This window comes from Amycolatopsis sp. NPDC049691 (genome assembly GCF_040675005.1).
GTDB lineage: Bacteria > Actinomycetota > Actinomycetes > Mycobacteriales > Pseudonocardiaceae > Amycolatopsis.
Map to the genome: position 1 here is coordinate 15,728 of NZ_JBFANX010000019.1, position 14,533 is coordinate 30,260.

Annotated in this window: 1 protein-coding gene; it reads left to right on the forward strand. The window is 74.6% G+C overall.

Translation table 11 applies throughout. The annotated features are described in order from the left end of the window. Entirely contained in the window at window positions 1–14,220 is a 14,220-nt protein-coding gene (locus tag AB0J40_RS34625; protein WP_364461741.1) for a type I polyketide synthase, read from the forward strand. Window positions 14,221–14,533: the final 313 nt, after the last annotated feature.

Consider the following 14,533-nt stretch of genomic DNA (forward strand, 5'->3'; position numbering starts at 1 on the left):
GTGACCGGACAACAGGAGCCGACGCAGATGCGCAACGAGGACAAGCTCCGTGACTACCTCAAGCGGGTCACGGCCGATCTGAAGCTGGCCAACCGGCGCCTGCACGACGTCACCGAGCGCCGCGCCGAGCCGATCGCCGTGGTGTCGATGAGCTGCCGCTTCCCGGGCGGGGTCGCCACCCCCGAACAGCTGTGGGACCTCCTCGCCGACGGCCGGGACGCCGTTTCGCCGTGGCCCGCCGACCGGGGCTGGGACCCGGACCTCTACGACCCCGACCCCGAGCGCGTCGGCCGCAGCTACGTCCGCGACGGCTGCTTCCTGACCGACGCCGCCCAGTTCGACCCCGCGTTCTTCGGCATCTCGCCGCGCGAAGCCACCGCGATGGACCCGCAGCAGCGGCTCCTGCTGGAGACCACCTGGGAAGCCTTCGAGCGGGCGAAGCTCGACGCGACGGCCCTGCGCGGCAGCAAGACCGGCGTGTTCGTCGGCGCCAGCAACCAGGGCTACGCGGGCGGCCTGGTCACCGCGCCCGAGGGCCTGGAAGGACTGCTGCTCACCGGTGGCTCGGCCGCCGTGCTGTCCGGCCGGCTCGCCTACACCTTCGGGCTCGAGGGCCCGGCCGTCACCGTCGACACGATGTGCTCGTCGTCGCTGGTCGCGCTGCATCTCGCGGTCACCGCGCTGCGGGGCGACGAATGCTCGATGGCACTGGCGTGCGGTGCGACCGTGATGGCCAACCCGCGCAACTTCATCGAGTTCAGCCGCCAGCGCGGCCTCTCCGCCGATGGCCGCTGCCGGGCGTTCTCCGCCGACGCCGACGGCACGGGCTGGGGCGAGGGCGTCGGCGTCGTGCTGCTGGAACGGCTGTCCGACGCGCGCAGGCACGGCCACCCGGTGCTCGCGGTCATCCGTGGCACGGCGATCAACCAGGACGGCGCGTCGAACGGGCTGACCGCCCCCAACGGGCTGTCCCAGCAGCGCGTGATCGAGGCGGCCCTGGCCAACGCGCGGCTGGCGCCGGAGCAGGTCGACGTCGTCGAGGCGCACGGCACCGGCACCAAGCTGGGCGACCCGATCGAGGCGCAGGCGCTGCAGGCGACCTACGGCCGCGACCGCTCGCGGCCGCTGCTCCTGGGCACGGTGAAGTCCAACATCGGCCACACCCAGGCGGCCTCCGGGCTCGCCGGGGTGGTCAAGATGGTCCTGGCCCTGCGCGCCGGCGTCCTGCCGAAGACGCTGTTCGTCGGCGAGCCGACCCCGCACGTCGACTGGACCGCGGGCGCGGTCTCCCTGCTGACCGAACACCAGGAGTGGCCCGAGACGGGTGCGCCGCGCCGGGCGGGGGTGTCCTCGTTCGGCGGCAGCGGCACCAACGCGCACGTCGTGCTGGAGGGCGTCACCGAAGAAGCCCCGGACGGCGAAGAATCCACTGTGGACACCGCGGTGTGGGTGCTGTCCGGCCGGTCCGAAGCCGCGCTGAAGGCCCGTGCGGCGGAACTGGCGTCGCTGCCGGACGCGAACATCGCCGACGTCGGCTGGTCCCTGGCCCACACGCGCTCGGCGTTCGAGCACCGCGCCGCGGTGGTCGGCCGGGATCTGCCCGAGCTGCTCGCGGGTGTTCGCGAGATCGCCGAATCCGGTACGGCCGCGGGCATCGGCGGCGAAGCCCAAGCCGTGGGCGGCACGGTGCTGGTCTTCCCCGGCCAGGGTGCCCAATGGGCCGGGATGGCCGTCGACCTGCTCGGGGAGTCCCCGGTGTTCGCCGCGCGGATGGCCGAGTGCGACGCCGCCCTGTCGTCCTTCGTGGACTGGAAGCTGACCGACGTCCTGGGTGACGCGGCGGCGCTGGAGCGGGTCGACGTCGTCCAGCCGGTTTCGTGGGCGGTCATGGTGTCGCTCGCCGCGCTGTGGGCGGCGCACGGCGTCACGCCGGACGCCGTCGTCGGGCACTCCCAGGGCGAGATCGCGGCCGCCGTCGTCGCGGGCGCGCTGTCGCTGTCCGACGGCGCCAAGGTCGTCGCGCTGCGCAGCAGGCTGATCGCCGCCCGGCTGGCCGGCCTGGGCGCGATGGCGTCGATCGCCGCGCCGGAAGCGCGGGTCGAAGCGCTGCTCGCGGACGGGGTGTCCATCGCGGCCGTCAACGGACCCGCGTCCGTGGTGATCTCCGGCGAGGTCGCCGCCGTCGAGGAACTCCTCGCCCGCGCCGAAGCCGGAGGCTTGCGCGTGCGCCGGATCCCGGTCGACTACGCGTCGCACTCCGCCGTCGTCGAGGTCCTGGAATCCGAGCTGCTCGAAGCACTGGCCGGGCTCGAACCCCGCGCCCCGCAGCTCACGTTCGTCTCCAGCGTCACCGGCGAGACCGCGTCGGCACTCGACGCCGCCTACTGGTACCGGAACCTGCGGCAGCGCGTGCGCTTCCAGGACGCGACCCGGACGCTCCTCGCCGAGGGACACCGGTTCTTCGTCGAGTGCAGCCCGCACCCCGTGCTCGGCGGCGGCATCCAGGAGACCGTCGACGAGGTGCTCGACGCGGGCGCGGCGGCCGTCGCCGGCACCCTGCGTCGCGGCGAAGGCGGCCTGACCCGGTTCCTGACGTCGGTGGCCCATCTGTGGGCGCAGGGTCACGACGTCGACTGGACGGCCGTCCACCCGCGGGGGCGTCCGGTCGCTTTGCCGACATATCCCTTCCAGCGGCAGCGCTACTGGCTGGAGATCCCGGTCGGGACCGCCCCGGCGGACGACGGGTTCTGGAGCGCCGTCGAAGACGGTGTACTCACCGAGGAGCTGGGCGTCACCGCCGAAACGCCCTGGCAGGAGGCACTGCCCGCGCTGGCGGACTGGCGCCGGCGCCGCACCGAGCTGTCCACTGTGGACGACTGGCGGTACCGCATCACCTGGCACCCGGTCGCCGAACCGGCCCCGGCGTTGGCCGGCACCTGGCTGGTCGTCAACGCGCCCGACGTCTGCCTGGACGCCCTGGAGAAGGCGGGCGCGCGGGTCCGCACGCTGCGCGTCGACGAGTCCGACGACCGCGTGTCGCTCGCCGAGCGCCTGCGCGGCGAGACCGGCGTCGCGGGCGTGCTGTCGCTGCTCGCCTTCGACGAGCGCGAGCACCCCACGCACCCGGTGCTGTCCCGGGGGCTGGCGGCGAACCTCGTGCTCTCCCAAGCCCTCGGCGACGCGGGCCTCACCGCGCCGCTCTGGCTCGCGACGCGGGGGTCAGCCGTCGTCGTGCCCGGCGACGCACTGCCGCACCCGGGCCAGGCCACGACCTGGGGCCTCGGCCGGGTCCTCGCGCTCGAACACCCCGACCGCTGGGGCGGGCTGGTCGACCTGCCGGAGACCCTGGACGAACCGGCCGCCACGCGGCTCTGCGCCGTCCTCACCGGGATCGGCGACGAAGACCAGCTGGCCGTCCGCGAGTCCGGGGTCCACCAGCGTCGCCTGCGTCGCGCGCCGGTCGAGGGCACCGCCCCCGAGTGGCGGACGAGCGGCACCGCACTGATCACCGGGGGCACCGGCGGGCTCGGCGCGCACGTCGCCCGCTGGCTCGCCGGCCGCGGAGCCGAGCACCTGGTGCTCACCAGCCGCCGTGGCCCCGACGCGCCCGGAGCCGCTGAGCTGCGCGAAGAACTCGAGGCGCTGGGCGTCGAAGTGACCATCGCCGCCTGCGACGTCGCCGACCGCGAGGCACTGTCTTCGCTGGTCGATGGCCTTACGGCGATCCGCACGGTCATCCACACCGCCGGCGTCGGCCTCCTCGCCCCCTTGGCCGAGACCACCTTGCCCGAGTTCGAGGAGGGCGCCCGCGCCAAGCTCGCCGGCGCGCGAAACCTCGACGCCCTCTTCGCCGAAGCCGACCTCGACGCCTTCGTCTTGTACTCCTCGGTCGCGGGCGTGTGGGGCAGTGGTGATCACGGCGCGTACGCCGCCGCGAACGCCTTCGTCGACGCGCTCGCCGAGAGCCGCCGCGCCCGCGGGCTGGCCGGAACCTCGGTCGCCTGGGGCATCTGGGCCGGCGACGGCATGGTCTCCGACGTCGTCGCCGACCAGCTCAAGTGGCGCGGCATCCCGTTCATGGCCCCGGCACCCGCCCTGCTCGGGCTCGGCCAGGTCCTCGACCACGGCGAGCCGTTCCTCGCCGTCGCCGACATCGACTGGGAGCGGTTCGTCCCGGTCTTCACCGCCGCCCGCCCGCGTCCGCTGCTGTCCGAAGTGCCCGAGGTCGCGGCCGTGCTGGCCGCCGGTTCCGAAGTCACCGAAGAGCAGACCGGCGCGGCGGGTGCGTTGCGCGCCAAGCTGTCCGCGCTGTCCGAAGCGGACCAGGACCGCGAACTCCTCGGGCTGGTCCGCAAGCACGCGGCTGCCGTCCTCGGCTACGCGGCGCCGGAGGACGTCGACGCGTCGCGGGCGTTCCGCGAGCTGGGCTTCGACTCGCTGACCGCCATCGACCTGCGCAACCGGCTCACCGCGGCGACCGGCCTCAAGCTGTCCGCCACCCTGGTCTTCGACTACCCGAACGCGACGACCCTCGCCCGGCACGTCCGCACCGAGGTGCTCGGCGCCCCGGCTCCCGCGGCGGTCGCGCCGGCGGTCGCGGCCGACGAGCCCTTGGCCATCGTCGGCATGAGCTGCCGGTTCGCCGGCGGCGTCGGCAGCCCGCAGCAGCTGTGGGAACTGATGCTGGCCGAGGCCGACGCCATCGGCGAGTTCCCCGGCGACCGCGGCTGGCAGCCCGGCTCGCTCTACGACCCCGACCCCGACCGCGCCGGCCACAGCTACACCCGCGCGGGCGGATTCCTCTACGACGCGGCCGAGTTCGACCCGGGCTTCTTCGGCATCAGCCCGCGCGAAGCCCTCGCGATGGACCCGCAGCAGCGCGTCGTCATGGAAGCCGCGTGGGAGGCCTTCGAAGACGCCGGGCTCGACCAGGCCGCCGTCCGCGGCAGCCGCACCGGCGTGTTCGTCGGCGCCAGCGGCCACGACTACGGGCCGCGGCTCCAGGAGGTCCCCGAAGGCGTCGAAGGACACCTGGTCACCGGCGGCACCGGCAGTGTCACCTCCGGCCGCGTCGCCTACACCTTCGGGCTCGAAGGCCCGGCGGTCACGATCGACACCGGCTGCTCGTCCTCGCTCGTCGCCCTGCACCTGGCCGGCCAGGCACTGCGGTCGGGGGAGTGCGACCTCGCGCTGGCCGGCGGCGTCGCGGTGATGTCGACGCCGGCGCCGTTCGTCGCGTTCAGCCGCCAGCGCGCGCTGGCCGCCGACGGCCGCAGCAAGCCGTTCTCCGCCGACGCCGACGGCATGGGCCTGGCCGAGGGCGTCGGCATGCTGCTCGTCGAGCGGCTGTCCGACGCCCGGCGCAGGGGGCACCGCGTCCTGGCCGTCGTCCGCGGCACCGCGACCAACCAGGACGGCGCGTCCAACGGCCTCACGGCGCCGAACGGCCCGTCGCAGCAGCGCGTGATCCTCTCCGCACTGGCCGCGGCCGGACTCGAACCGTCCGATGTGGACGCCGTCGAGGCGCACGGCACCGGCACCACCCTCGGCGACCCGATCGAAGCGCAGGCACTGCAGGCGACCTACGGCCGTGACCGCTCACGGCCGCTGTGGCTCGGCTCGGTGAAGTCGAACATCGGGCACAGCCAGGCGGCCGCCGGCGCGGCCGGTGTCATCAAGATGGTGCTGGCGATGCGCCACGGCCTGCTGCCGCGGTCGCTGCACTCGGAACGCCCGTCGCCGCACGTCGACTGGTCCGCCGGTGCCCTCGAACTGCTCACGTCGGCGACGCCGTGGCCGGACAAGCCGGGTCCGCGCCGCGTCGGCGTGTCCTCGTTCGGCGTCGGTGGCACCAACGCGCACGTCGTCCTCGAACACGACCCGGTTCCCGAACCCGTCATCGAGCGGGAGCGGGTCTCCGGCCCGGTGCCGTGGCTGGTTTCGGCGCGGTCCGCGGCCGGTTTGCCCGCACAGGCGGAGAAACTGGCGGCGTTCGCGGGCGACGCGGACATCGCCGACGTCGGCTGGTCCCTCGCCTCGACGCGGACCGCGTTCGAGCACCGGGCCGTCGTGCTCGGCGACGACCGCTCGGACCTGCTCACCGGCCTGCGCGCGCTCGCCACCGGGACGCCGAGCGCGTCGGTGGTCACGGGCGTGGCGGGCGCGGCCGGGCGCACGGTCTTCGTGTTCCCGGGCCAGGGTGCGCAGTGGGCCGGGATGGCCGTGGAGCTGCTCGACTCGTCGCCGGTGTTCGCCGACCGGTTCGCGGAGTGCGCGGCGGCGCTGGAGTCCTTTGTCGACTGGTCACCGTTCGACGCCCTGCGCGAATCCGCGCTGGACCGCGTCGACGTCGTGCAGCCGCTGTCGTGGGCGGTGATGGTTTCGCTGGCCGCGTTGTGGCAGGCGCACGGGGTCACGCCGGACGCCGTGGTGGGGCACTCCCAGGGCGAGATCGCCGCGGCGGTCGTCGCGGGCGGACTGTCCCTTGTCGACGGTGCCCGGGTGGTCGCGTTGCGCAGCAAGGCGATCGCCGCCGGCCTGGCCGGCCAGGGCGGGATGGCGTCGATCGCCCTCGACGCCGGACACGTCGAGAAACTGCTGGACGAGTGGGCCGGCCGGATCTCGATCGCGGCGTTCAACAGCCCGTCGTCGACCGTCGTGTGCGGGGACCCGGCCGCGTTGGACGAACTGCTCGCCCAGTGCCAGGCCGACGGCGTCCGGTCCCGGTTGATCCCGGTGGACTACGCCTCGCACTCGGCGCACGTGGAGGCGATCGAAGAAGAACTGAGAGACGTGCTCGCCGCGGTCGCCCCGCGCACCGGCGACGTCCCGTTCCACTCGACGGTGTCGGCCGGGCCGATCGACACCGCGACGCTGGACGCCGGCTACTGGTACCGCAACCTGCGCCAGCCCGTGTTGTTCGCGCAGACCGTCGAGGCGCTCGAGAACGCGGTGTTCGTCGAGGTCAGCCCGCACCCGGTCGTCTCGTCCGCGATCGCCGAAGCCGTGCCCGGCGCGATCACCGTCGGCACGCTGCGGCGCGACGAGGGCGGCCTGGCGCGGTTCCGCACGTCAATGGCCGAGCTGCACGTCCGCGGCGTCGACGTCGACTGGGCGCCGGTGTTCCCCGGTGCCCGCCCGATCCCGCTGCCGACCTACGCCTTCCAGCACCAGCGGTACTGGCTGGACGCCCCGGCCCGCGGTCAGCGGCCCAGTGGGTCCCCGGTGGACGACTGGCGGTACCGGGTCGAGTGGATCCCGCTCGCCGTCGCGCCCGGATCGGTCGTCGCCGACTGGCTGGTGGTCGCCCCGGCCGGGTCCGACGCCCGGGACCTCGCCGACGGGCTCGGCGCGCGCCTGCTGGAACTGCCGTCCGATGTGGACCGTGCGCGGTGTGCCGAGCTGCTGCGTGCGGCGGGCCCGTGCGAAGGCGTGCTGTCGCTCCTGGCCACCGACGGCCTCGAAGCGAACCTGACGCTGCTGCACGCCCTCGGCGACGCCGGGCTCGACGCGCCGCTCTGGTGCGCCACGAGCGGCGCGGTCAGCACCGGCGCGACCGACCCGATCCGCGCCACCGACCAGGCGCTGACCTGGGGGTTCGGGCGGATCGCGGCGATGGAGTACCCGCAGCGCTTCGGCGGCCTCGTCGACCTCCCGGCCGATCTCGACGCCCGTGCCGTCGCCCGCCTCGCCGCCGTGCTCGGGGCACCGGGTCCCGAGGACCAGGTCGCCGTCCGCGCTTCCGGGGTCTTCGGCCGCCGGTTCGTCCGCGCGGAACCGGCTCGCGGCGACCAGCCGTGGCGGGTGTCCGGAACGGTGCTGCTCACCGGCGGCACCGGGGGCATCGGCGCGCACCTGGCCCGCTGGCTCGCCCGCGCCGGCGCCGAGCGGCTGGTCCTGACCAGCCGGCACGGCCGGGACGTTCCCGAGCTGACCGCCGAACTGGCCGACCTCGGCACCGAGCTGACGGTCGTGGCCTGCGACGTCGCCGACCGCGCCCAGCTGGCCGAGCTCCTCGGCGAGCTGCCGGACCTCACCGCGGTGGTGCACGCCGCCGCCGTGCTCGACGACGGCGTCATCGACGGCCTCACCCCGGACCGGATCACCCGCGTGCTGCGGCCCAAGGCCGAAGCCGCGCGGCACCTGCACGAGCTGACCGCGGACCGCGAGCTGGCGGCGTTCGTCCTGTTCTCCTCGCTGGCGGGCACGCTCGGCGGGCCGGGGCAGGCGAGCTACGCGGCGGCCAACACCTACCTCGACGCGCTCGCCCGCGAGCGTCGGGCGGCGGGCCTGCCCGCGACGTCGGTGGCGTGGGGCGCGTGGCGCGGTGGCCGCGGCGAGGGCCTGGCCGAGCAGGGGCTCCCCGCGATGGATCCGGAACCGGCGCTGCTCGCCCTTCAGCAGGCCCTGGCCGACGACGAAACCGTGCTGGCCGTCGCCGACATCCGCTGGGACCGCTACCGCAAGACCCTCGCGCAGGGGCGGCCGAGTGCCGCGTTGCTGGGCATTTCCGAAGCGGGCGCGCCGGAAGCCGCCGAAACCGGCTGGGACCGGCGCCTGACCGGGCTCGACGTCGCCGAACAGCACCGGCTGGTCCTGGAGCTGATCCAGGCCCAGGCCGCGGTGGCGCTCGGCTATCCGTCGCCGGAGGCCATCGAGCCCGATCGCGCCTTCCGCGACCTCGGCTTCGACTCGCTCACCGCCGTCGACCTGCGCAACCGGCTCGGCGAAGCGACCGGCCTGCGGCTGCCCGTCACGTTGGTCTTCGACCACCCGACCGCCGTCGCGCTCGCCGAACACGTCCGGCGCGAACTGGCCGGCGACCCGGCGACCGAGACCGCGGCTCCGGTCGTGGCGAACACCGACGAGCCGATCGCGATCGTCGCGATGTCCTGCCGCTACCCCGGCGGCGTCGCCGATCCCGACGACCTCTGGCGGCTCGTCGCCGACGGGGTCGACGCGGTCGGCGAGTTCCCCGCCGACCGCGGCTGGGACCTCGACCGGCGCTACGACCCGGACCCGGACAAGCCGGGCACGTTCTACACCCGCGGCGGCGGTTTTCTGCACGACGCGGCGGACTTCGATCCGGCGTTCTTCGGGATCGCGCCCCGCGAGGCACCCGCGATCGACCCGCAGCAGCGGCTGCTGCTGGAGACGTCGTGGGAGGCCGTCGAACGCGCCGGCATCGACCCTTCGGCGTTGCGCGGCAGCCGGACCGGCGTGTTCGTCGGCTCCAACTACCACGACTACGGCGGCCGGCTGCGGCACGCGCCCGGCGAATTCGAAGGCCACCTGGCGACCGGCAGCGCGGGCAGCGTCGCGTCCGGCCGGATCGCCTACACCTTCGGCCTGGAAGGCCCGGCGGTCACGGTCGACACGGCGTGCTCGTCGTCGCTGGTGGCCCTGCACTGGGCGGTCAAGGCGCTGCGCTCGGGCGAGTGCGACCTCGCGCTCGCCGGCGGCGTCACGGTGATCTCCTCGGTCGACACGTTCGTCGAGTTCAGCAGGCAGCGCGCGCTGTCGCCGGACGGCCGGTGCCGCGCGTTCTCCGCGGACGCCGACGGCGCCGGCTGGGCCGAGGGCGTCGGCATGGTGCTGGTGGAACGGCTGTCCGACGCCCGGCGGCGCGGGCACCCCGTGCTCGCCGTGGTACGCGGCTCCGCGGTCAACCAGGACGGCGCGTCCAACGGCATGACCGCGCCGAGCGGGCCCGCGCAGCAGCGCGTCATCCGCGCCGCGCTGGCCGACGCCGCCCTGACACCGTCCGAAGTGGACGCCGTCGAAGCGCACGGCACCGGCACCACCCTGGGCGACCCGATCGAGGCGCAGGCGCTCATCGCGACCTACGGCCAGGACCGCGACCGGCCGCTGTGGCTCGGCTCGGTGAAGTCCAACATCGGGCACACGCAGGCCGCGTCCGGCATCGCCGGCGTCATCAAGATGGTGCAGGCGCTTCGGCACGGCGTCCTGCCGCGCACGCTGCACGCCGAGACGCCGTCGCCGCACATCGACTGGTCCTCGGGGCGGGTGCGGTTGCTGTCCGAGCCGGTCGAGTGGGCGGCGAACGGCCACCCGCGGCGCGCGGCGGTGTCGTCGTTCGGGGTCAGCGGCACCAACGTGCACACGATCCTCGAAGAGGCCCCCGCCGCGGACGAGCCGGCGGAACCTGTTACTTCGCGGCGGTTCACCGCCTGGCCGGTGTCGGCTCGGTCCGAAGCCGCGTTGCGCGGTCAGGCCCGGCGGCTGCTGGCGTTCACCGAGTCCGAAGTGGACTCGAACGCCGTCGCCCGCTCCCTGGCCGCTCGGGCGAAGTTCGGGCACCGCGCGGTGATCGTCGGTGAAACCCTCGGCGAACTGCGTGACGGATTGGCCGCGGATCGGCTCAGTGTGCGCACCGCGCGTGGCGGCCGGACGGCGTTCCTGTTCACCGGCCAGGGCTCGCAGCGGCTCGGCATGGGCCACGAGCTGTACGAGCGGTTCCCGGTCTTCGCCGACGCCTTCGACGCGGTGTGCGCCCACTTCGACCTGCCGCTGCGGGACGTCGTGTTCGGCGACGACGCGGCCCGGCTCGACCGCACGGGCTGCACCCAGCCCGCGCTGTTCGCCCTCGAAGTGGCGTTGTTCCGGCTCCTGGAGTCGTGGGACGTCCGCGCGGACTTCCTCGCCGGCCACTCGGTCGGCGAGCTGGCCGCCGCCCACGTCGCCGGGGTGCTTTCCCTGGCCGACGCGGCGAAACTGGTCGCCGCGCGCGGCCGGCTGATGGAGGCCCTGCCTTCGGACGGGGCCATGGTGGCGATCGCGGCCACCGAGGCCGAAGTCGCCCCGCTGCTCGACGAGCGCGTGTCGTTGGCCGCGGTGAACGGGCCGGCGGCCGTGGTGGTCTCGGGCGAAACCGACGCCGTCTTGGGCGTGCGGGAGCACTTTGCCGCGCTGGGCCGCAAGACCAAGCGCCTGGACGTCTCGCACGCGTTCCACTCGCCGCTCATGGACCCGATGCTCGCCGAGTTCGCCGACGTGGCCGCGAGCTTGACCTATGAGAAACCGCGGATCCCGGTCGTGGCGGCCGGTGACGTCACGACGCCGGAGTACTGGGTGCGGCACGTACGCGAGGCGGTCCGGTTCGCCGATGGCGTCGCCACGCTGGTCGCCGACGGCGTCACCCGGTTCGTCGAGCTGGGCCCGGACGCGGTGCTCGCCGCGCTCGTCCCGGACTGCGCCGGCGCCGCCGAGGTGAGCGTGGGATCGGTGCTGCGCAAGGGACACGACGAGGAGCGGTCGCTGCTGACCGCGCTCGCCGGGCTGCACACCGCGGGCGCCGACGTCGACTGGGCCGCCGTGCTCGGCGATGGCCCGCGCGTCGAACTGCCGACGTACGCGTTCCAGCGTGAGCGGTACTGGCTGGACGCTCCGGCCGCCCCCGGCGACGTCACCGGCGCCGGCCTCAGCGCGCCGGGACACCCGCTGCTCGGCGCGTCGGTCGCGCTGGCCGGGTCGGACGGCGTGCTGTTCACGAGCCTGCTGTCGGTGGCCGGCCACCCGCTGCTGGCGCAGCACGTCGTGCTCGGCAGTGTGCTGCTGCCCGGGACGGCGTTCATGGAACTGGCCGTACACGCGGCGGACCAGGTGGGCTGCGAACGCGTCGAGGAGCTGACCCTCGCGGCGCCGCTGGTGCTGCCGGAGACCGGCGGCGTCCGCCTGCAGGTCGCCGTCGGCGGGCCGGACCGCTTCGGCGGCCGGTCGATCGACATCTACTCCCGCGCCGACGGCGCCATGGAGGACGAGCCGTGGACGACGCACGCGAGCGGCACCCTCGCCGCGGCGCCCGCGCCGGCCGCCGGTGACCTCACCGGGACGTGGCCGCCGGCCGGCGCCGAGCCGATCGACCTCGACGGGCTCTACGACCGCATCGCGGCCAACGGGTTCGCCTACGGGCCCGCGTTCCAGGGGCTGCGGCGGGCGTGGCGCGCCGGCGAGGAGATCTTCGCCGAGGTCGGCCTGCCCGAGCCGGAAGCGGCCGAGGCCGGCCGCTTCGGCCTGCACCCGGCGCTGCTGGACGCCGCTCTGCACACCGTCGCGCTGCGCGACGAAAGCCGGGCCGTCCTGCCGTTCGCTTGGGCGGGCGTGACGCTGCACGCGGGAGGCGCGTCGGCGCTGCGGGTGCGGGTCACCGGGCAGGGCGAGGACACGGTCGCGCTGGCGGTGGCCGATCAGGACGGGCTGCCGGTGGCCACGATCAGCTCGCTGACGCTGCGGCCGGTTTCGGCCGAGCAGCTCGACGTCGCCCGGTCGGCGTACCACGAATCGCTGTTCCGCGTGGGCTGGGTGATGGCCCCGATCACGCCGGTGAGCCACTCGGCGGCCGAACGCTGGGCGGTCGTCGGGTCCGACGTCGGCGTCCGGGTCACCAAGGCACTGGGCACCGCGGGCGTCCCGGTCGAGTCGTACCCGGACTTCGACGCGCTCGAGGCCGCCGTGGTGGCGGGTACCCCGGTGCCCGAGGTGGTCGTGGTGACCAGCGGCCCGCACGAGGACGAGGACGTCACGCGCGCGGTCCGGACCGCCACCCACGGCGCGCTGGAGCAGGTGCAGGAGTGGCTGGCGAGCGACCTGTTCGCCGGCTCGCGGCTGGTGTTCGTGACGAAGGGCGCGATCGCTACGCGGGTCGGCGAGGGCATCACGGACCTCGCGACGGCGGCCGTCGTCGGCCTGGTCCGCTCGGCGCAGTCGGAGAACCCGGGCCGGTTCGTGCTGGTCGACCTCGACGACCGCGAAGTGTCGTACGCGGCGTTGCCGTCGGCCGTGGCGTGCGGCGAGCCGCACGTGGCGGTGCGGATCGGCGCGATCCAGGTGCCGCGCCTCGCCCGCGTCCCGGCGACGAGCCCGGCGCCGGTCGCGGCGTGGGACCCGGAGGGCACGGTGCTGATCACCGGCGCGACCGGAACGCTCGGCACGCTGGTCGCCCGCCACCTGGTGGCGGCACGCGGCGCCCGCCGGCTGGTGCTGACGAGCAGGCGGGGCCCGGCGGCGGAAGGCGCCGCCGAGCTGGTCGCGGAGCTGACGGCGTGGGGCGCGGACGTGACGATGGCCGCGTGCGACGTCGCCGACCGGGATTCCCTGGCGGCGCTGCTGGCGGCGATCCCGGCCGAGCACCCGCTGACGGCGGTGGTGCACACGGCGGGCGTGCTCGACGACGGCGTGGTGTCGGCGCTGACGACGCGGCAGCTGGACACGGCGTTGCGCCCCAAGGTAGACGCGGCGTGGCACCTGCACGAGCTGACGGCGGGGATGAACCTGGCCGGGTTCGTGGTGTTCTCGTCGCTGGCGGGCACGTTCGGCGGCACGGGCCAGGCGAACTACGCGGCGGCGAACGCGTTTCTCGACGCGCTGGCGCACGTCCGCCGGGCCGAGGGCCTGCCGGCGTTGTCACTGGCGTGGGGGCTGTGGGCCGAGCGCAGCGGGATGACGGGCAAGCTGGGCGAGGCGGACCTGTCCCGGCTCGCGCGTGGCGGCGTCGAGCCGATGCCGTCGGACGAGGGCTTGGACCTGTTCGACGTGGCGTGCGCGTTGGACGAGGCGGTGCTGCTGCCGGTCCGGCTGGTGGTGGAGGCGATGCGCGACCGGGTGGGCGAGGACGCGATCCCGGTGATTCTGCGCAGCCTGATCCGCACGCCGGTCCGCCGCGCGGTGCGGGCGGCCGTGGCCGACCCGGTGGACAGCCTGACGCACAGGTTGGCGGGAATGTCCGAGGCGGAACGCGACGGGGCATTGCTGGAGCTGGTCCGCACGCACGCGGCAACGGTCCTGGGGTACGCGGGCCCGGACGCGATCGAGCCGGACCGCGGGTTCCTGGAGCTGGGCTTCGACTCGTTGAGCGCGGTGGAGCTGCGGAACCTGCTGGGAGCGGCCACGGGGTTGCGCTTGCCGGCGACGTTGCTGTTCGACTACCCGTCGACGACGGTGCTGGTGGAGTACCTGCGGGCCGAGCTGGTCCCGGACGTCCCGGCGGCGATCCTGCCGGCGTTGGCGGAGCTGGACCGGGTGGAGTTCGCGTTGCCGGAGCTGCTGGCGGACACCCAGGCGCGGGCAACGCTGGGAGCGCGGTTGCAGGAGCTGCTGTCCCGGGTGAACGGTGCGGGCCCTGTCACCGCGGTCGAGGAACGGCTGGAGACCGCGACGGACGACGAGATGTTCGCCCTGATCGACGAGCTCGACCTCGACTGACGCAAGGTATCCAGCCGGACGGCACGACTGGCCCCAGCCGGTTCTCGTGCCGTCCGGCCGGTCGAGTCCCGGCTGGCGGACCCGTACCTCTGCTGGCCGAGCCCGCTCGGCTGGCAGAGGTGCGCTCGGCCGATCGCACCGCCGCAAGCCTGCCCGGTTGACGCTTGCCAAGCCGGCCTGCCAAGCCCCACGGTTGCCAGGCCCACGCTTGCCAGGAGGAGGCCTGCCAAGCCGACCTCATGCCCCAGTTCCCGCCCCGCGGGCCACCCCAGCCCCAGACCAAACCCCACCCATCCCTGGGGGCTGACCCCGA